Below are 19,593 nucleotides of genomic sequence, written 5' to 3' on the forward strand. Positions count from 1 at the left end.
TTTCCTCTGGTTCGTCTGCGTTCCACTAAAGGAACAGCAGTTCGTGTATGGGCATTATAGGAGTGGTCTGAGGCCGGGAAAATAAAAATCGCGATATCTAGGTGAAAACACTGAATACCCGACGTTTAAAAGTGGAGCGACGCGTTTCATCAGACGTAAGAACGTCCGTTCGACATTGATTCGTAAGCTTTTTTTGACTTGCTGCGCGCGTTGCGGGGCGTACTCGGGGTCTACCCGAAGTCATCCCAAATTTATTGTTTTGGCGCAGGAAACCTCACTATACTTTCCATAGGCAGTACGTTGATCCATATATGGAACATAACGAGCGATCAACGGACGGCCTCCGGAGCAAAGCGCAATAGAGGCACCACGACTGCAACAGGAAAAGCGGGCAGGGCCCGCCCTTGAATCACACGGTTAGGAGAACGAAGGGTGAAGCACATCATTGCAGCGGGACTCATCGGAGCCGGGGTCGCGACCGGCGCGGCCGCGCAGAGCACAGTCACGCTCTACGGCAGCCTCGATGCCGGCATCGCATATATCAACAACGTCGGTGGCCATCCGAAGTGGATGGAGGAGCAGGGCAACATGCAGCCCGACCGCTGGGGCTTTCGCGTCGTCGAGGATCTGGGCGGCGGGCTGAAGACCGTCGCGCAACTCGAGAACGGCTTCTATACGAACAGCGGCAACTTCGCGAAGGCCGGCACGCTATGGAATCGTCAGGCGTATCTCGGGCTGGAACAGGAGAACGTCGGCACGTTGACGCTCGGCCATCAGACGCCGTTCAGTTTCGACATGCTCGGGCCGCTTTCGACCGCTTATCTTGCGGCGAGCTGGTACGCGTTCCATCCGGGCAACATCGACCAGTTGGCGGACACCGGCGTCGTGCCCTATGACAACTCCGTCAAGTTCCGCTCAGCGAGCTTCTACGGCTTTTCCGCCGGCGCGATGATGGGCCTCGGCAATACGACGAACTTCTCGACCGGCCGCAACTACGGCTTCGGCATCACGTATGCGAACGGGCCGTTCAAGGCGGCGGCGACGTATTCGAACGAGCACAACCGCACGCCCGCGATCGCGACGACCGGCCTCACGACGTTCCAGGGCCAGCCCGCGGCGACCTACATGGCGGACAAGCAGGAAGAGATGGGCGCGGGGGCATCGTATGAGATCGGCAAGTTCGTCGTGCATGGTCTCTATACGCGCGTGAAGCTGCAATCGAACGGCCAGTCGGACACGTTCCAGTCATACGACGCGGGCGTGACCTTCAAGCCGGTGGCGTGGAACTGGATCGCCGGCGGCGCGGCGACGACGACGTTCGCGGGCGGCCGCTGGACGCAGTTCGAAATCGGCGATATCTATATGCTGTCGAAGTCGACACAGCTCTATGTGAACGCGCTTTACGAGCACGCGACCGGCGGTGCGAAGGCGGCGTTTTTCACGGCGGGTGTTTCGAGTACAGCGAATCAGGTCATCGTGCTTGCGGGCATTCATCACTCGTTTTAGGCGGGCATCCTGCGCGCGGCGAGGGCCACGGTGGGATCGTCCGACGACGCGCGATAGTTGAGCCGCGTCGAGAGTTCCATCGCGGCGGCGCAGATCGTTTCGACGAGTTGCGCTTTCTCGTCATTGGCGCCGATATCCGAGCGCGGCACGGTCGCAGCCACCGCAGCGACGATCGCGCCGGAATGATCGCGCACCGGCGCGGTGACGACGGAAATCCCGCGCTCGAACGACGCTTCGCTCAGCCCATAGCCGAGCGCTGCGCATTCCTGCACGCGTTCGTAGAGTTCGTCGACGGTGGCGGGCGTGCGCTCCGTGTACTTTTCGAGTTGCCCCTCGGGATAGAGCGCCTTGAGCGCGGCGAGCGATAAATCGCCCATCAGCACATGGCCATGCACGGTTGCGTGAGCGGGTAGCCGCGTGCCGACATGCACCTTCACCGAACTGAACATCGGCTCGTGACTTTGCGCCTTCGCGACGAACACGACATCGCGCTGATCGCGAATCAGAAGATGCGTGGAAAGACCGGTTGCATCACGTAGGCGTTCGAGAATCGGCGTGCCGAGATCCGTCAGTTCCAACGAGTTCACATATTCGAAGCCGAGCCGCAACACGGCCACGCCCAACCGGAAATTGCGATCGCCGTTCACGCGCTCCAGAAAGCCAAGCGATTCGAGCGTTTGCAGCAGACGAAACGTCGTCGTGCGCGGAATGCCGATGCGTCGTGACAACTCCGGCGCGCCCAGCACCGGCTCACGTGCCGAGAATTCAGCCAGAATGCGCAGGCCTCGTTCGAGTCCCGGCACGAGATACGTCGAGCCCCCGCCGGATGATGCGTCTTCGTCCGTGGTGTCGAGGTTCTCCGCTTGCGTGTCTTCCTGTTTGCTTCGTCGGGCCATGTTCGGCTGTAGTTGTCATCGTGCAAGGGGCAATCATAGCGCGAGACGATCGGCGGACCTTGCTTCCGGCTTTTTCAATACGTCATAACATGTTATATTAAGCATATGCCGATCTTCGAACGAGGCCGATCCAATGAGCTTCGAAGCAACCTGCTGGCTCTTCTGCGCGGGGTTCGCCGCGAGCGCGGCGGGCGGCATGCTGGGCATGGCGAGCGGTCTGTTCATCGTGCCCATCCTGACGATGTTCTTCCACATCGACATGCACACGGCAATCGGCACGAGCATCGTGTCGGTGATCGCGTGTTCGTGCGGCGGCGCCGCGGCGTTTCTGCGCGGCGGCCTGACGAACGTGCGGCTCGCCGTGGTTCTCGAAACGGGCACGACGCTCGGCGCGCTGACAGGCGTGATGCTCGCGGGCATCGTCCCGGTTGCAGCGCTGGATTTTCTGTTCGCGGGCGTGCTGCTGGTGTCGGCGTGGCAGATGTTCATTCGTCGCGAAGATCCGGCCAGTCTGTCGCGCACCGCGCCGGCACAGGGGCTCGCCGCCGCGCTCGATCTCCATTCGAGTTATCCCGGTCGCTCTGCGTCGCGAGGTCGCCTATGAAGTGCGGGGCGTACCCGTCGGTCTCACGTTGATGTACGTGGCCGGACTCGTATCGGCGCTGCTCGGCATCGGCAGCGGCATCCTCAAGATTCCGGCGATGGACAACGCGCTGCGCCTGCCGATCAAGGTCTCGACCGCGACGTCCAACTTCATGATCGGCGTGACGGCCGCCGCGAGCGCGAGCGCGTATTTTCTGCGCGGCGAGATCGTCAGCGCGATTGCCGGGCCGGTCGCGCTCGGCTCGGTGATCGGCGCAATCGTGGGCGCGCGCGTGCTCATGAAAGTGCGCAGCGAGCGCCTGCGCCTGCTCTTTCTGTCGATGCTGCTGCTCGTCGCGTGCCAGATGGTCATGCACGGTCTCGGCATCGATGCTCTGGTGCATGCCGAATGACGAAACATCACGCGTCCGCCTCGCTGGATCGCCTGCTCGCCGGATTTCTTCAGTGCGGCACATGGGCCGCGTGCCTGCTTACCGGCGCGGGACTAATCTTCGGCACGAAGGCGCTGACCGCGGGCGTCGCGCTGTTCATTCTGCTGCCGGTGCTGCGCGTCGTGCTGATGCTCGGTGTGTTCGCGCGGCAGCGAAACATCCTCTACGCGACGATCTCCGCGACCGTGCTCGCCGTGATCGTCGCGGGCTGCGTGATCGGCCTGCATCTCGGGCCGCTCGCCGGCTGAAGCGCCACAAGCGCGCACTGAACGGTTATTCTCCCTGACGGCAGCCGACGATCTCGTCACGCGCCCACGCATCCAACGGTTTCCTCGGGAGAAATCGCATCATGTTCGACACGACAGATGTGCTGATCGCCGGCGCGGGCCCCGTCGGCCTGATGCTTGCCGCCGAACTGCGCCGCGACGGCGTGAAAGTGCGCGTGATCGACGCGCATGACGAGCGCGTCTTCTTCGTGAAGGCGCTCGGCGTCACGGCGCGCACGCTGGAGATTTTCGAGGACCTCGGTATCGTGCGCGAGGCGATCGACGCGGGCGTCTGGCTCACCGGCGCCGACACCTTTCAGGACGGCGCGCCCGCATTCAGCGCGGAGGTTCCGCGCGGAGGGCTGCCGTATGGCGCGCTGGCGCTCGCGCAGTTCGAAACCGAGCGCATTCTGGAAGCGGCGCTCGCGCGTCACGGCGGGCACGTCGAATATGGCGCGACGCTCGCCGACTTCACCGTGTCCGCCGACTTCATCGATGCGCGCATCCAGGACGCATGTGGCGAGAGCCGCACGATCCGCTGCCGCTGGCTCGTCGGTTGCGATGGCGCGCGCAGCACGGTGCGGCGTCAGTTGAACGTCGCCTACGAAGGCGATCAGTATCCGCAGACCTTCATGCTCGCCGATGTCGACGTCGAATGGAATCTGCCGCGCGGGCGCATGTATCGCTTCAACGTGACGGGCGAGGGCGATGCCGGATCGACCACGCTTGCGGCGTTGCCGGTGCGCGGCTCGGCGCGCCGCTATCGCCTGTCGATGGTCCTGCTCGCCGACGATGCCGCCCGCCACACGTTGAACTCCACGCCCGATTTCGCGGAGATCGAGCGCATCATGCTGCCGATCCTGCCCAAGGGAACGCGGCTTTCGTCGATGCGCTGGTCGTCGGTGTATCGCGTGAGTCACCGCATCGCGCAGCACTATTCGCACGGGCGCGTGTTCCTTGCGGGCGACGCCGCGCATATCCATCCGCCGGTCGGCGGGCAGGGCATGAACACCGGCCTGCAGGACGCGCACAATCTCGCGTGGAAACTCGCGCTGGTCGCGCGCGGCGTCGCCAGCGAAGCGCTGCTCGACAGTTATGAAGCGGAGCGCCGGCCGGTCGGGCTCGATGTCGTCGAAGCGACGAGCCGTGCGTTGAACACGGTTCTCGCGCACGGCGAGATCAAGCCCGCGATGCGCGAGACGCAATTGCTCGTGGGCTATCGCGGCAGCAGTGCTATCGTCGCCGATGAATGCGCGGACATGGCGGCCGAATTGCCCGCGCCCGGCGATCGCGTGCCGGAGGTCGGCGGTCTCGTGCAGGCGTTCGTCGGCCATGCGCAACGCCTGCAGGAACATCTCGGGCGCGGGCGTCACACGCTCGTCGGCTATCTCGACGACGATGTCGATGGCGCTCGCGTCGCCACGTTCGATGCGGCCGTCGACGCGTGGCGCGGCGCGCTCGGCACGGCGGCGAGCGCGGTGCTGATCGTGTCGCCGAAGCTCGCGCACGCGGCGTCATTCGAGCCCGCGCGGGAAGCGTATCGAACGCTCAGCGATGACGCGGGCGCGTTCGTCGATGCGTTCGGCGCGAAGAACGGCATGGCGTGGGCCGTACGTCCGGACGGGCATATAGGCTTCAGGAGCGCGCGTTGTGCACCCGACTCGCTGATGGCGTGGCTCAGGTCAGCGCTGCACGGCGATCACGTGGGCCTGAATGTGTCCATCGACCGGCCCTGAACCGAAGCGCGCCGCGATGGCCGCGGCGCTTGCCGAGGTCGCTTCGTCGAGGCTCGCGCCCGCGCGCGATTCGATCTCGTTGCGCAAGGGCGTGCCCTGACAGTACGCGATGGCGGCCAGTTCCGCCGATGCCGCGCGGCTGCGTCGCGTTACCCTTTCGAATTGCGGTTCTGCATCGAAACCTGCGGCTGTGAGATCGCGTGCAATCGCTTCTTGATCGAAATAACCGTGCGGCGTGCGTTTCATGAAAAGCGGCGGATCAGCTGGAAAGAGCGTGCCGAGCGCGTCGGTTATCGTGCCGGCAAACTCGTTTTCTTCGATACGGTCCCACACATTGAACAGCAGCGTGCCGCCGGGCCGCAACACGCGACGCGCCTCGACGAAAGCGGCCGGCTTGTCCGGGAAGAACATTGCACCGAACTGACAGACGACGATATCGAAGCTTGCATCGTCGAAAGGCAATTGCAACGCATCCGCCTGCCGCCACGTAACGGGCCTGTCGATGTTAGTCAGGGCGGCGCGATCGAGCATCGCCTGATTCAGGTCCGTCGCGACGATATCGACATGCGTCTGCAACGCACGCGCGATGGACCGCGTGACGGCGCCGGTGCCCGCGGCGGTTTCCAAAACGCGCGATGGATCGTGCGCCGCGACGCGTTGCGCGATATCTTCCGCATAGGGTGCGAAGAGCATCGGCACGAGCAACTGGTCGTAAAGCTCGGGGATCTGACCGGCGAAATTCGTGTCCGTGCGAAGTATATTCGTGTTCATGCGTTGCCCCTGCATTCGATTATTCGCCTGAGACCGCAAGTCTTTTCACTCTACGCTGCTTTATCGCGCTCGATCGGATGTCTACATTGAGCGCTGTCACGCCGGTTTCGTTCGATACGCAACCGGTCTATCAGTGAATTAAACAATCTCTTCAAGGAATCGATCATGAGCAAACTCGCAGGCAAGGTGGCGGTCGTCACGGGCGCATCGAAAGGCATCGGAGCGGCGATTGCAAAGGCGCTCGCGGCGGAGGGCGCGTCGGTCGTCGTCAACTATGCGAGCAGCAAGGCGGGCGCGGACGCGGTCGTGGCGGACATCACCGCGGCGAACGGCAAGGCGATCGCGGTCGGCGGCGATGTCTCGAAGGCCGCCGATGCACAAGGCATTGTGAATGCGGCGGTCGAAACGTATGGACGCCTCGATATCCTCGTCAATAACTCGGGCGTCTACGAATTTGCGACGCTAGAGGAAATCACCGAAGAGCATTTTCATAAGCAATTCAATATCAACGTGCTCGGCACCTTGCTGACGACGCAAGCCGCCGCGAAGCACTTCGGCGAGGGCGCGAGCGTCATCAATGTGAGTTCGGTGGTGACCCGCATCACGCCGCCGGCGAGCGCGGTCTACAGCGGCACGAAGGGTGCCGTCGATGCGATCACGGGCGTACTCGCGCGCGAACTCGGCGCGAGAAAGATCCGCGTGAACTCGATCAATCCCGGCATGGTCGTGACCGAAGGCACGCACAGCACGGGCATCATCGGTTCCGATTTCGAAACGTCCGCGCTCGCGCAGACGCCGCTTGGACGCCTCGGCCAGCCGGACGACATCGCATCGATCGCGGTGTTCCTCGCCTCGGACGATGCGCGCTGGATGACCGGCGAACATCTCATCGCAAGCGGCGGCATGCGTTGATGCGGGCGGCGCTGCGCCCTGTTTCGTGCAGGGCGTTTGCCGGCTTCGATCAAGTGTATCGACGGGCCGTGCGGATTGTGTATCTGGCATGGTGAATCATTCGGCAGGAGAATGGCGCGACCATTTCGCGCTGGAGTTCTCGATGCCTCACACACCGCAACTGCTCGCATTCGCCCTCGTCGCGCTCGGCATGGCGCTCACGCCGGGGCCGAACATGGTCTACCTGATTTCGCGCTCGATCTGCCAGGGCCGCACGGCGGGACTCATCTCGCTGGGCGGCGTCGCGCTCGGCTTCGTGTTCTACATGTTGTGCGCGGCGTTCGGCATCACCGCGCTGCTGATCGCGGTTCCCTTCGCCTACGACGCGTTGCGCTTCGGTGGCGCGCTCTATCTGTTGTATCTCGCGTGGCAGGCGGTGAAGCCGGGCGGGCGCTCGCCGTTTCAGGTGCGCGATTTGCCCATCGACAGCCCGCGCAAGCTCTTCACGATGGGCTTCGTCACGAACCTGCTGAATCCCAAGATCGCCGTGCTGTATCTGTCGCTGCTGCCGCAGTTCATCGATCCGTCGAACGGCAGCGTGCTCGGGCAGTCGCTCGTCTTCGGCATCGTGCAGATCATGCTGAGCATCACGGTCAATTCGACGGTCGCGATGACGGCCGGATCGATCGCGCTGTTTCTCGCCCGCAAGCCCGCATGGCTGCTGATGCAGCGCTGGCTGATGGGTACGGTGCTCGCCGGCCTCGCGGTGAGAATGGCGACTGAAGCGCGCCGCTGATCCGTTTATTCATGCCGCGCTACGCGAACTAGAAACCAAATAACCGCGGCGCGGGGCGATGACGGCAGCGTTTTTCTTCAGAAAAGTAAGGTTTCCGAAGCGAAATTCACCGGCTGTCCGGCCGCACGAGTGACGGTGCGTGAAAGTCACGCACAGGTTTCGTCTGTCGAAACAATCAAGCGGAATCGATTGGCATTTTTGTAGATATGCTCTCGGCGCTTGAATATTCCGGTACTGACGTTATGATGTACTGACGTATTTACGACAGGTATGCCGATTGCGTTTTCACGCCGGCTACAAAATTCCGATCGTCATCAATTGCATCGAAACGGGCCGCGTCCGCGTGTCATCGGCCGCGGTGTCCGAATGCTTACTGACGGCGCGTCATTGCTCAAGCCGGCGTTTCTCTTTCAGCAATGAATCGCGTGCCTGATGGCGAATTGAGTATTCCGATAGCGCCATGGTTGAATTCATTTCAACTCTTTCCTCCGAGGCTCGCCGTTTCCTTTCTTCACGATGGCCCCCGATATTGCCTGCGCTCGCGGTCGCCTTCGTGCTAACGGCGTGCGACGGCGGTGGTGGCAGCGATGGTGGCACGGTAGCTTCCGGCGGGTCGCAGTCGAGTTCTTCGACGACACCTGCCACGGGCACGTCGCCTGCGGCGACGCCGGACGGCGGCGCGTCGGCGCCTGCCGCCGCATCGAGCCCGACCACGGCGAGTGGAACGGCCGCAGCCGACACCCCAATTCCCGTGATCGCTCCTTCTGGCAGCATCTTCTACGGCATGAACGGCCATATCAACATAGCGGGCCCTTATGTAACCTCCACGCCCGGACAGCAGCTTGCGCAACTGAAGGACCTCAACGTCACGTTGTATCGCAATGACGTGAACAGTGTGGCCGGCGCGCAAAAGCTCGCGAGCGTGGCGCAGATGATGGCGAAGTCCGGTGTGACGGTGTATCCCGTGATCCTGCAATCGCTCGTCTTCCCCGACGAGGACGCGGCCTATCAGGCCAGCTACACGCTCGCTCAGCAGATCGTCAACGTGCAGCATTACGCCTACTACGAAGTCTCCAACGAACTCGCGCCGCAATGTTTGGTCGGCTGGGTCGACGGAGTGCGCAGCACCGACTACGAGAACGATTGCTTTCAGCAGGCGCGCGGCATCATTCGAGGTCTGATTGCGGGCATCAAGTCGGTCGATCCCGCCGGCAAGATCATCATCGGCGGCAATACGTGGATGCACTACGGCTTCGACGTGATGCTCGCGAATGGCACGCAGCCGGACGGCACGAGCGGCCATCCGGCCGTCACCTGGGACATCACCGGGTGGCACTGGTATTCGGAGCAGGGCGACATCCGCAACGCATGCGGCGGGACGGGTTGCTATAACGTGATCGGCACGCTTCAGTCGTTCGGCAAGCCGATCTGGATCAACGAAGTGGGCATGCGTCCAAACTTCCCCGGCACGCCGGACCAAGCGGCCACATTCATGGCGAACAACATGATGGGCGCGCTGCTTGCGATCGCGCCGCAATACAACATTCAGTCGCTTCAAGTCTATGAGCTGTACGACGATCCGCCGACCGGGCAAGGTCCATACGGCGTCATGCTGGATGACGGCATGACGAAGAAGCCGACCTATGCGGCAGTCAAGAACTTCGTCGCGGCCAATCCGCGCTGAACGATAGGGCCGCGTCCAGGCTCGACGTTTGCTACGCGTGCTTCAAACGAGCGGCATCTGAATAGGATTTGACGATGCAGTTCGTTCGGTGCTCGTAAAAGCATGGCGTCAGAGCCCTGGCTGAACGCCCTTTTATGACATATAAATTAAGGATCATTCTGGCGAATTCGGGAGTGCAAATGCTCATACGGTGTGCGGCATGCAACAAGCTCATTTACTCCGACGATGCGCTCGAAGACAACACCTGTCCCGCCTGTGGCTCCAGGAACACCGAGAACATCGCAATGGGCTTCATCTTCGATCAGACAGTCACCGCGCCGGATCGGCCGGGCAAGCCGTTGGAACGAACTGCTCCGCCCGACATGATCCGCAGAAAGGCGTGACTGCCTGAGCGTGTGGTTGAATTATCGACTTCAACCGAAGTGAATTGTGTTGGAAGTGCGCTTCGATCCCCTCTCGTTAAGCGCAATTTGCCCGCCACCGCAACCGGCGGGCTTTTCTTTTTCCGCTTCCTATTAAAGAACTATGGCGCGTGTGAAACGGTCGCGACGGCACGGCCAGGAAGATCGCATGCGTGAGTGGTCGCGGTCGGCGGCGTCAGCGCATAGACCCCGTATCCGTTTGGTTCCAACGGTGCGCGCAGTTCACGCAAGGTCCAGCCGGTGGCGTCGAGATCGTGTTTCAGCGCGTACCAATAGCCTTGTGCGTCGTGAAGCACGACTGCATATCGAACACCTGAAGTCGTTGCAATCGCCGAAACGGCCGATTGCCGGTCGCGGCCATTCGTCGGCGCCGTGCACGCGCGATGAAAGGCCATGCTTTGCGGCGTTTTCAGGCCGACGACATCGACAAGCTGAAAGGGCGTCGCGTAAGCGAGATATCCGGCGTCATGGACCAGGATTTTCGAACGGGCGGGCAGATTCGTATTCAGCCATTGCGCGAGCGATGTCAGCTCGCCATCGGTGAAGTGGTCGCCGGATTGATAGGCGCGCCATGCGCCCGGCAAGCTGAGCGCAAGCCAGCCCGTCAAGACGATCAACCATGGCACGGCTAGCCGCGATGTCCTCAGGTAATCGAGCGTCACGCACAGCAAGGCGGGCAACAAGACGTACAGATAACGCGAGAAATTGTGCGTGACGCCGCTCGGAAAGAATGCGAACCATGCGACGAGCAGCGCGAAAATATAGACGCAGACCGGCTTCCACAGTCTCGACCGATGCGCAAGGCACGCAATGCCCACGAGCGGCAGCAATCCGGCCTGCGCGAATCCGCCGAGCATCACGGCCGATTTCGCCTTCCACGGCGCGCCCTGTTCGGCGAAGAACCATTGCTTGGCCGATGCGGTCTGCGAGATCGGCGATCCGACGGACCACCACATCCAGATGAGAAAAGGCATTGCGACGCACAGCGCTATCGCGCCATCGCGCGCCGCGTGCGCGCGTTCGCCGAGTCGAATGCGCAGCCATGTCTGTCGCGCGAGGAGGACGCAGGACAACGCGCCCAGTTCGGGGCGCACGAATGGAAGCAGCCCGCAAAGAATCGGCAGGGCGACAGACAGCGATGGATTCAACGCGAAGGACAAGGCCCACGTGACCGCTGCCATCGCGAGCCCTGTTTCCAGCCCGTTGAGAAGCTGATACGGCGCGTAGCCGGTCAGCAGGCCGAGCGCGACGAAGAGCGCCGCGACGAAATACGACGCGCCCAACTGAAACGCGATGCGCGCGAGCCCGATTGCATAAAGAAGCGCGGCCGCGATATCGACGAGAAAGCTCGCGGTGAGCGGCTGGGTCAGCGACATCATCGCCGTCACGAGCAGCAGATGAATCTCGCTCGTCGCTCCGATCAGCGGCGACACGCCGTAGTTCCGGTCCGTGCCGGACAGCAGCGCCTGCGCGTTGTGAATCGTGATGTAGGCGTCGTCGAGCGGGAAGGCGAGAGGCGTCGGCCTCACCACGATGACGATGGCCACCAGCAGGATCATCGACGCGAAATAGAAGCGGTATCGCCCGATATCGGTGCTTGCATTCCAAAGACGGACATCGGGCATGGCTCACTCTTACGTTACGTTGAATCGCGGCCGGGCCACCTTGGGCCCATCGACCTGATTCGATATAACGGCGGGAGCAAGCCAGACTTTAATGCCTTCGCTATTGCGACATCACGACTTGCGCAATGACGCCCGACGCCACCGCGACCAGCAGATAATCCGCCCCCACGCCGACCCACTGATAGCCGCGCGGCGGCTGGCGCAGGCCGTGGCCGTGCCAGTCGTCGACGACGTATTGACGATTGCGGTAATCGGACGAGAGACGCTCGCCCTTGCGCCAGTCCGGATGGCGCGATTCATCGTTCGCATGCTCGGGCGGGCGCGGACCGTTGTGATCGTTCATCGCGGGGGCGTGGCCGGGGGCACCGGGACCGCCAGGGCCGCCGGGTCCACGATTCGTGTCGTGATACGCGTCCGGGCCGCCCGGCGCGGGCTGTGCGAAGGCCGCACCGGCCATCAGTCCGATACTCGCACAAACAAGCGCGGCGACGATTCGACTCTTCTTCATGGGTTTCCTCAAAGGGTTGATTTCGTTGCCGGGACTTTACGCAATCACGTTATTAAACGACGTGAGCATGTGTAAGCAACGCTTACCTTCGATTACCGATGAAATGCGAGTGACGTCGGCGAATGGGAATGCGGCGAGGGATTTGATAGGGATTCCGTATCAAACCACTCACCGCGCGAGCCGAGGCGGAGATGATTGTTTAGAACGATCGTTCGCGCGCCGCGTCATCTGATCATTCGAGTCCTTCGTGCTCGAACGCGAGCTTTACGGCGGGCCGCTCGCGCATGCGCGCGTAGAACGCCTGAAGCTCGGCGGGGGTATCGACGCTCATCTTCCGCGCCCATGTAAGCATCGTGAAAAGATAAGCATCCGCGACGCTCATTTTGTCGCCGAACAGATAATCGCCGCGCATCATCTTCGCGATGAGCGCGAACCGCTGGCCGATCTTCTCGCGAGCCGCCGTGGCTTCCGCATCGGAAGACGGCCTGAACACGCGGCCAAACTGCTTGTGGATCTCGGTTGAAATGAACGCGAGCGTTTCGAGCAGGCGCAGGCTGCCGTCTTCGCCCGATGGCGCGAGCGAAGGCGCTTTCTGCGCGACCCACGAAAGAATCGCGATGTTCTCGGTGAGGCGTTTGCCGTCGTCGAACTCGAGCACAGGCACATAGCCCTTCGGATTGATGTCGTCGAACGGCTTTCCGTCTTCGGTGAGCCGGGTCTTGAAATCGACCTTTACGCGATCGAAATCCATGCCTGCTTCATGCATCGCGATGTGATCGGCGAGACTGCACGCGCCGGGCGAGTAATAGAGTTTCATGATGCGTGGCTCCTTTCCGTTATGGCTGTGCGAACACTCCAACCGGCGAGCAAGGCGTATGCCGCACGGCGCGAGCGGGACTAAAGTTTTGGCGCGCCCGTGCCGATGACACAAGCGTGCCGTTTTCGCAGCCTTCGAAAGCGAAAGGTATGATACGGCCGTTTGTCGCCGATGCGCCGTGCGCCGTCGCGTACGCTTTCCATGTTCCACACACCTGACACAGAAACACTTCGCCTTTGCAGCGTGCTCGCGAGCACCGCGTTCGGTCTCGTCTTCGCGCTGGTGCGCTTCGGCCGCCGAATCGAGCGGCATTTCGTGCACTGGTCGGCGAGCGCGTTCCTGTATGCGGCCGTGCTGATCGGCTTTGAACTCGCCCGCGGCAATCTCGTGCTCGTCGCGTCGTTGCTCGGTGCGCTCGCGGCCACCAATATGCTGATCATTTCGGGCCTGCGATCATTCGACGGCAAGCCGCCGTGGCGCAGATGGATGCTTGCGCCTGTCGCCGGCGGTGCGGCGTTGCATATTTTGCCGACATGGATCGGCGGTCATGGTCCGATCGTTTCGGCATTGACGCACGCGGGCGATACGATCGGCGTCGCGATCTCGGCCGCGATCACCGGCCTCACGCTGTGGTCGAGCGGCGGGCGCGAGAACAGTCGCGCGCGACGCATCGCGGGCCTGGCGATGCTGGGCTATCTGCCAGGTTATGCGGTAACGCTCGCGGCCTATGCGTGGGCCGGACCAGGCATCAATTACCTTGCGCTGATTCCGATGCTCTCGGATCAGTTGCTGCTGGGCGTGCTCAATCTCGGCCTGCTCGCGATTCCCGCCGAGCGCGCGCAACGACGTCTGCGCGATGCTGCGCGGCGCGACCCGCTGACGGGCGTGTGGAACCGCGCCGGATTCAATCGCCACGCGATGCGCCTCGCCGCGCCGGGCGCGACCGTGCTCGCGATCGACCTCGATCACTTCAAGGAAATCAACGACCGCCACGGTCACCTCGCGGGCGACAACGTGCTGATCGAACTGGCGCGGCTCGCGGGCGCGGAAGTCGAATCGCTGGGCGGCGAGTTCGGCCGGCTCGGCGGCGACGAGTTCGTCGCCATTCTCCCGGCGGCGCGCGCAGCGGATGCGCAGGTCTGCGCGAACCAGATCCACGCCGCTTGCCGCACCTACACGCAAGGCATGCCGGAATGGACGACGAGCATCGGTGTGTCGCAGATCGCGGCGAACGAGACAGGCTTCCACGATGCGCTGCAACGCGCAGACGTCGCGCTGTATCGTGCGAAGCTCGCAGGCCGCAATACGCTGACCGTCTGAAACACCATCACGTCGCTGCGCGCAACGCGTGCGCCGCCGCGACCATGTTTCGAAGCGCGGGAATTACTTCGTCCCATTGACGCGTCTTGAGTCCGCAGTCCGGATTCACCCACAGGCGCTCGCCCGGAATGCGCTGCGCCGCCTTCTTCATCAGATCGACGATATGCGCTTCGCTCGGGATATTGGGCGAATGGATGTCGTACACGCCCGGCCCGATCTGATTCGGATAGTTGAAATCGTCGAAGGCATCGAGCAGTTCCATGTCGGAACGCGAGGTTTCGATCGTGATGACGTCGGCGTCCATATCCGCGATCGACGCGATGATGTCGTTGAATTCCGAATAGCACATGTGCGTATGAATCTGCGTTTCGTCCTGTACACCGTTAGCGGTGATGCGGAACGATTCCACCGCCCAGCGCAGATAGTCGTTCCATTGCGCGCGGCGCAGCGGCAGGCCTTCCCGCAGCGCGGCTTCGTCGATCTGAATAACGCGCACGCCGGCCTTTTCCAGGTCGAGCACTTCCTCGCGGATCGCGAGCGCGAGTTGCTGGCACGACACCGAACGCGGTTGATCGTCGCGTACGAAGGACCAGTTGAGGATTGTGACCGGACCCGTCAGCATGCCTTTCATCGGCTTCTTCGTTTGCGCCTGCGCGTAGCTGGTCCATTCGACCGTCATCGCCTTCGGGCGGCTGATGTCGCCGAAGAGAATCGGCGGCTTCACGCAGCGCGAGCCGTACGACTGCACCCAGCCGAACTGACTGAACGCGTATCCATCGAGTTGCTCGCCGAAGTATTCGACCATGTCGTTGCGTTCGGCTTCGCCATGCACGAGCACATCGAGTCCGAGCGCTTCCTGTTCCTTCACGGCGCGCGTGATCTCGCGTTCCATCGCGGCCTTGTAGGCGGCTGCATCGAGTTCGCCTTTCCTGAACTGGCTGCGCGCCTGACGGATCTCGTTGGTTTGCGGGAACGAGCCGATCGTCGTTGTCGGATAAGCCGGCAGATCGAGCATCGCGGCCTGCTTGACCGCGCGTACTTCATAGGCGTTCGCGCGCTGGCCGAGCGCCGCGTCGAGCTCCGCTATCGCCGCCTTTACCGCAGGGTTATGCACGCGCGCTGAAGTGCGGCGGCTTTCGATGGCCGAAGCGTTGAGCGCAAGCGCGTCGGCGACGGCGGCGCGGCCCTCGTTCAATGCGCGCGCGAGCACGCTCAGTTCGTCGAGCTTTTGCAGCGCGAAGGCGAGCCACGATTTGATCTCGGCGTCGAGCTTGTCTTCGCTCGCCAGATCGACGGGCGTATGCAGCAACGAGCACGATGGCGCGAGCCAGAGCCGCGCGCCCAGCGACGCATGCAGCGGTTCGAGCCAGTCGAGCGCGGCGTTCAGATCGGTCTTCCAGATATTGCGCCCGTTGATCGGCCCGACCGACAGCACCGACGTATCCGGCAACAGCGACGCCGCGGCGAGCGCTTCATCGCGCGCGTTGATCGCATCGATATGCAAGCCGTCCACCGGCAGCTTGCATGCGAAATCGAGGTTCTCCTGCAACGGGCCGAAGTAAGTCGCGAGCAGCAGGCGCACGCGGCGCGCCGAGAGCGCTTCGTAGGCGGTGATGAAGGCATCGCGCCAGCGCGTATCGAGTTCGGTGACGAGCGCGGGTTCATCGATCTGTACCCACTCGATGCCGAGCGCCGCGAAGTGATCGAGTAACGCCGCATAAACGGGCAGCAGGCGCGGCAGCAGCGCGAGCTTGTCCGAGTCGTCCTTCGTCTTGCCGAGCCACAGATACGTCACCGGCCCGATGATGACGGGCTTCGCGTTCACGCCGAGCGCGCGCGCTTCGCCGAGCTGCTCGATGAGACGCGACGTATCGAGCCTGAACTGCGTCGCCGCATCGAACTCGGGGACAATGTAGTGATAGTTGGTGTCGAACCACTTCGTCATCTCGCCCGCGGCCACGCCGCCGCAGCACGCCGCATGTTCTTCGGCGCTTCCGGCCGAGCGTCCGCGCGCTACACGGAAATAATTGTCGAGCGCGTCGCCGTGAAAACCGCGCACGCGCTCGGGCAAATTGCCGAGCGTGAAGCTCATGTCGAGCACCTGATCGTAGAAGGCGAAATCGCCCGCCGGCACGAGATCGAGATGCGCCTGATCCTTCCAGTGCCGTTCGCGCAAGCGCGCGCCGACGGCCTTCAGTTCGTCGCGCGATGACTGGCTCTTCCAGTAGTTTTCGAGGGCGAACTTCAGTTCGCGTTGCGCGCCGATGCGCGGGAAACCCAGGTTATGTGTCGTGACCATCGTGCGAGTTCTTGTAGAAATGAGAGTGAGTGACTGGGATGATAGAATTTTCGATGCATGAATAAAAATGGTTTAATTTCATGCATCGATTAACTTTCTTCATGGAGAAACCGATGCTCGAACGCGCGCATCTGATGGTCGTGAGAGAAGTCGAGCGACAGGGCTCGCTGACCGCTGCCGCCGAAGTGCTCAATCTCACGCAATCGGCGCTGAGTCATACCGTGAAGAAGCTGGAGCAGCAACTGGGCACGCCGGTCTGGACGCGCGAGGGGCGCAGCATGCGGCTCACGCAGGCCGGTCAGTATTTGCTCGGTCTCGCGAACCGGATGCTGCCGCAATTCGAACTGGCGGAAACGCGCATGAAGCAATATGCCGAAGGCGAGCGCGGCACCTTGCGCATCGGCATGGAGTGTCACCCGTGCTATCAGTGGTTGCTCAAGGTCGTGTCGCCGTATCTCGCGCGCTGGCCCGATGTCGATGTCGACGTGAAGCAGCGCTTTCAGTTCGGCGGCATCGGTGCGCTGTTCGGCTACGACATCGATGTGCTCGTGACGCCCGATCCGCTGAAGAAGCCGGGCCTGCGTTTCACGCCCGTGTTCGATTACGAGCAGGTGCTCGTCGTGCCCGAAGACCACGCGCTCGCGGCCGTTTCATACGTCACGCCCGCGCAGGTTTCGCAGGAAGTGCTCATCACGTATCCGGTCGAAACCGATCGCCTCGACATCTACACGCAGTTCCTGACGCCCGCGAATGTGGTGCCGAAGCGCCACAAGGTGATCGAGACGACCGACATCATGATGCAGATGGTCGCGAGCGGCCGTGGCGTCGCGGCGCTGCCGCGCTGGCTCGCGGAAGAATACGCGGAGCGCATGCCGCTCGCCGTGCTCAAGCTCGGCAGAAAGGGCATCGCCAAGCGGATCTTTCTCGGCACGCGCGAAATCGATGCCGGTATCGACTATCTTGCGGCGTTCATCACGCTGGCGCGCAAGGCTGATTGGGCGAAGGCGCGCGTGGAGTAAAGTCATTGGCATCGACGAAATCGGGGGGCACCGATGAAATGCATGCGTATCGCAGCGGCCCTGCTGTTGCTTCTGGCGTGGACGATTCGCGTGCAGGGGCAGGATCGGCCGTTGTCCGATGAACAGATGCTCGGCGTCGTGTTCGTCGCCAATCAGGCGGAAATCGCCGCGGGCAATCTGGCCTTACGCAGGACGCGCTCCAAAAGTCTTGAGGTGTTCGCGAGGCGGCTCGTTTCAGAGCATGCGCAGGTCAATCAGGAAATCGCCGCACTGACGCAGCGGGTCGGCACGCAGCCGCAACGCAGCGCGGCGAGCGATGCGCTGACGAAGCAAGGCATCGATGACATCGCGAATCTCGAAGAAACCGGAACCTATGATTTCGATGAAGCGTATCTCGATCGCGAGGTCGCGTTTCTGCAGAAGCTGGTCAATACCGTCGACGACTACATTCGCACGGCGCGCAGCGCGGAGGTGCGGACTTTGCTGATTCGCTCGCGACCGTCGTTCATCTTTCATCTGGATCAGGCTCATCGACTGCAACTCACGATAGGCAATCCGGGTCTCATGCGCTAGATTGTCGGCGCGGGAACGGAACCATAACGAGAGGACCACATGAACCCATCGGAACGAATCGACGCATTGATCGCGGGCATTGCGGACTGGCGCGGCGAGACCTTCGCCAATGTGCGCAAGATCATTCTCGCGGCGGATGATGGGATCGTCGAGGAGTGGAAGTACATGGGCAGCCCGGTGTGGTACCGCGATGGCATGATCGCGGTGGCAAATGCTCACAAGGGGAAAGTCAAGCTGACGTTCGCCTATGGCGCGAGCCTTCCCGATCCCGCCAAACTCTTCAATGCAGGCCTCGAAGGCAATGCGCGGCGCGCGATCGATTTCTTCGAAGGCGACAAGATCGACGCGCGCGCGTTGAAGAATCTCGTGCGCGCGGCGATCGAATTCAATCAGGCGAAAGGGAAGAAGAAAGCGGCTGGCTAGACCACTCGCACCCACGCGCCGATGAAAGCAGGCGGCTGAATGACGCCATCGAGCGCGACGATCTCATCGCGCAACCGCGCGGCCAGCGTATCGATGCCGACTTCATCCGCGCTCGCGACGCCAAACCGCTCGGCGAGCGGCAGCAGCGTGCGCAGCACTTCAGCCAGATACTGATACGCGAACGAGTCAGGCCCGCCTTCGATACGCGCGGAAAGCAGCATCTGCGGGCCGGGAAGTCCGGCGCGACGAAACGTCGAATACAGCTTCGATCCCATGTCGGTCTCGACGCCGGCGCGCGCAAACGTCTCCATGATCCAGCGCATGCCTTGCGCGCATATCGGCGACTCGGGCATCGAACGCGCCGTGCTCATGTCCATCTCATGGAACACGAAGAGCGTACCCGCGCCCGCCTGCGCGGCGAGGCGGCGCAACGTCGCGGCGGGATCGGGCAGATGCAGCAGGATAAGACGGCCGATGACCGCATCGACGGGCATGACGAGATCGAAATCCGCCATGCTCGCGACCTCGAAACGCACGTTGCCGATGCCCGCGCGCTCTGCTCGCTCGCGCGCCTTGTCGATGACGCCCGGCGCCTGATCGATGCCGAGCACCGAGCCGTCCGGCCCGACCAGCGACGCAGCCAGCAACGAGACATCGCCCGTGCCGCAGCCCAGATCGAGCACGCGCATACCGGGCGCGAGACCCGCGCGTCGCAGGATTTCCTCGGTCAGATCGCCGATGAAACGCGCCTGGTTTTCGAGGCGCTGCACTTCCAGATCGGCATGGCCGAGCACGTACGCGCCGGTGGAAGAAAGAGAAGAGTTCATGGGTGTGACCTCGCGTGTGCGTTCCATGTCGGAGCCGATGCTCACGGCGGCGACCCGCTTTCATGGTAGTCACTGCGCGCCCGCGCCACGTCGCGCCCCAATAAATTTCATTCTGCTTTCGGCGGATTGTGTCACTTTCGGACCAACGCGCTCGAATCATTTCTTTACAAAGACAAAACG

General features: G+C 62.5%; 20 protein-coding genes. 12 read left to right on the plus strand and 8 right to left on the minus strand.

Annotated features, from left to right (window positions below; all coding sequences use genetic code 11):
* The first annotated feature begins 432 nt into the window (after window positions 1–432).
* Window positions 433–1,506 (plus strand): porin, encoded by a 1,074-nt coding sequence (locus BTHE68_RS27655; RefSeq protein ID WP_162069496.1) that lies wholly within the window; start codon window positions 433–435, stop codon window positions 1,504–1,506.
* Here BTHE68_RS27655 and BTHE68_RS27660 read toward each other — a convergent pair.
* Window positions 1,503–2,402, minus strand: coding sequence for an IclR family transcriptional regulator (locus BTHE68_RS27660; RefSeq protein ID WP_162069497.1), 900 nt, complete (start codon window positions 2,400–2,402; stop codon window positions 1,503–1,505). The two genes, BTHE68_RS27655 and BTHE68_RS27660, sit on opposite strands and share 4 nt — an antisense overlap.
* A gap of 133 nt (window positions 2,403–2,535) precedes the next feature.
* Between BTHE68_RS27660 and BTHE68_RS37360 the strand changes: the two genes are divergently transcribed.
* From BTHE68_RS37360 to BTHE68_RS27675, 4 genes are all read left to right on the plus strand, one after another.
* Entirely contained in the window at window positions 2,536–3,006 is a 471-nt protein-coding gene (locus BTHE68_RS37360; protein ID WP_502710610.1) for a sulfite exporter TauE/SafE family protein, read from the plus strand.
* A 1-nt stretch (window position 3,007) separates the two neighbouring features.
* Complete coding sequence (locus tag BTHE68_RS37365; RefSeq protein WP_502710611.1) at window positions 3,008–3,397, plus strand: sulfite exporter TauE/SafE family protein; 390 nt, start codon at window positions 3,008–3,010, stop codon at window positions 3,395–3,397.
* Window positions 3,394–3,684, plus strand: a complete 291-nt coding sequence (locus BTHE68_RS27670; RefSeq protein WP_162069498.1) for a DUF1634 domain-containing protein — start codon at window positions 3,394–3,396, stop codon at window positions 3,682–3,684. The genes BTHE68_RS37365 and BTHE68_RS27670 overlap by 4 nt, the downstream gene beginning before the upstream one ends.
* Window positions 3,685–3,785: 101 nt before the next feature.
* Window positions 3,786–5,438 (plus strand): FAD-dependent monooxygenase, encoded by a 1,653-nt coding sequence (locus BTHE68_RS27675; protein WP_162069499.1) that lies wholly within the window; start codon window positions 3,786–3,788, stop codon window positions 5,436–5,438.
* Here BTHE68_RS27675 and BTHE68_RS27680 read toward each other — a convergent pair.
* The gene (locus BTHE68_RS27680; protein WP_162069500.1) at window positions 5,385–6,209 is read right to left on the minus strand and encodes a class I SAM-dependent methyltransferase; all 825 of its coding nucleotides are present in this window, start codon (window positions 6,207–6,209) and stop codon (window positions 5,385–5,387) included. The genes BTHE68_RS27675 and BTHE68_RS27680 overlap by 54 nt on opposite strands.
* Window positions 6,210–6,374: 165 nt before the next feature.
* Here BTHE68_RS27680 and BTHE68_RS27685 point away from each other — a divergent pair, with 165 nt between their 5' ends.
* Together BTHE68_RS27685 and BTHE68_RS27690 are read left to right on the plus strand one after the other, a co-directional pair.
* Window positions 6,375–7,121 (plus strand): glucose 1-dehydrogenase, encoded by a 747-nt coding sequence (locus BTHE68_RS27685; RefSeq protein ID WP_162069501.1) that lies wholly within the window; start codon window positions 6,375–6,377, stop codon window positions 7,119–7,121.
* Between the two features lie 142 nt (window positions 7,122–7,263).
* A complete protein-coding gene (locus tag BTHE68_RS27690) occupies window positions 7,264–7,896 on the plus strand; it encodes a LysE family translocator (RefSeq protein ID WP_162069502.1) in 633 nt (210 codons plus the stop codon).
* Window positions 7,897–8,280: 384 nt separating this feature from the next.
* On the opposite strand, the gene BTHE68_RS37015 is transcribed toward BTHE68_RS27690, so the two are convergent.
* Entirely contained in the window at window positions 8,281–8,670 is a 390-nt protein-coding gene (locus tag BTHE68_RS37015; RefSeq protein ID WP_162069503.1) for a hypothetical protein, read from the minus strand.
* Here BTHE68_RS37015 and BTHE68_RS27700 point away from each other — a divergent pair.
* Window positions 8,648–9,580 carry a lipopolysaccharide biosynthesis protein gene (locus BTHE68_RS27700; RefSeq protein ID WP_232078112.1) on the plus strand — a complete coding sequence of 311 codons (933 nt, stop codon included), beginning with the start codon at window positions 8,648–8,650 and terminating at the stop codon, window positions 9,578–9,580. The genes BTHE68_RS37015 and BTHE68_RS27700 overlap by 23 nt on opposite strands.
* A gap of 523 nt (window positions 9,581–10,103) precedes the next feature.
* Here the strand turns inward: BTHE68_RS27700 and BTHE68_RS27705 are convergent.
* From BTHE68_RS27705 to BTHE68_RS27715, 3 genes are all read right to left on the minus strand, one after another.
* Window positions 10,104–11,627 (minus strand): DUF8728 domain-containing protein, encoded by a 1,524-nt coding sequence (locus tag BTHE68_RS27705; RefSeq protein ID WP_162069504.1) that lies wholly within the window; start codon window positions 11,625–11,627, stop codon window positions 10,104–10,106.
* Between the two features lie 100 nt (window positions 11,628–11,727).
* Window positions 11,728–12,135 carry an RcnB family protein gene (locus BTHE68_RS27710; RefSeq protein ID WP_162069505.1) on the minus strand — a complete coding sequence of 136 codons (408 nt, stop codon included), beginning with the start codon at window positions 12,133–12,135 and terminating at the stop codon, window positions 11,728–11,730.
* Between the two features lie 232 nt (window positions 12,136–12,367).
* Window positions 12,368–12,952, minus strand: coding sequence for a glutathione binding-like protein (locus BTHE68_RS27715; RefSeq protein WP_162069506.1), 585 nt, complete (start codon window positions 12,950–12,952; stop codon window positions 12,368–12,370).
* A gap of 201 nt (window positions 12,953–13,153) precedes the next feature.
* On the opposite strand from BTHE68_RS27715, the gene BTHE68_RS27720 reads away from it, so the two are divergent.
* Window positions 13,154–14,272 carry a GGDEF domain-containing protein gene (locus BTHE68_RS27720; protein WP_162069507.1) on the plus strand — a complete coding sequence of 373 codons (1,119 nt, stop codon included), beginning with the start codon at window positions 13,154–13,156 and terminating at the stop codon, window positions 14,270–14,272.
* Window positions 14,273–14,279: 7 nt separating this feature from the next.
* Here the strand turns inward: BTHE68_RS27720 and metE are convergent, their stop codons facing one another.
* Window positions 14,280–16,571: a 5-methyltetrahydropteroyltriglutamate--homocysteine S-methyltransferase gene (metE, locus tag BTHE68_RS27725; RefSeq protein WP_162069508.1), complete on the minus strand. Its 2,292-nt coding sequence runs from the start codon at window positions 16,569–16,571 to the stop codon at window positions 14,280–14,282.
* A gap of 113 nt (window positions 16,572–16,684) precedes the next feature.
* On the opposite strand from metE, the gene BTHE68_RS27730 reads away from it, so the two are divergent.
* The 3 genes from BTHE68_RS27730 to BTHE68_RS27740 are packed head-to-tail and all read left to right on the plus strand — an operon-like array spanning window position 16,685 to window position 18,586.
* On the plus strand, window positions 16,685–17,590 hold the full coding sequence (locus tag BTHE68_RS27730) for a LysR family transcriptional regulator (protein ID WP_162069509.1): 906 nt from the start codon (window positions 16,685–16,687) through the stop codon (window positions 17,588–17,590).
* 42 nt (window positions 17,591–17,632) lie between these two features.
* A complete protein-coding gene (locus BTHE68_RS27735; RefSeq protein ID WP_353622666.1) occupies window positions 17,633–18,163 on the plus strand; it encodes a DUF4142 domain-containing protein in 531 nt (176 codons plus the stop codon).
* Between the two features lie 39 nt (window positions 18,164–18,202).
* On the plus strand, window positions 18,203–18,586 hold the full coding sequence (locus BTHE68_RS27740; protein WP_162069511.1) for a DUF1801 domain-containing protein: 384 nt from the start codon (window positions 18,203–18,205) through the stop codon (window positions 18,584–18,586).
* Here BTHE68_RS27740 and BTHE68_RS27745 read toward each other — a convergent pair.
* Window positions 18,583–19,413 carry a class I SAM-dependent methyltransferase gene (locus BTHE68_RS27745; protein WP_162069512.1) on the minus strand — a complete coding sequence of 277 codons (831 nt, stop codon included), beginning with the start codon at window positions 19,411–19,413 and terminating at the stop codon, window positions 18,583–18,585. The genes BTHE68_RS27740 and BTHE68_RS27745 overlap by 4 nt on opposite strands.
* Window positions 19,414–19,593 lie beyond the last annotated feature (180 nt).

The sequence above is a fragment of the Burkholderia sp. THE68 genome (genome assembly GCF_009938265.1).
Classification (GTDB): domain Bacteria; phylum Pseudomonadota; class Gammaproteobacteria; order Burkholderiales; family Burkholderiaceae; genus Caballeronia.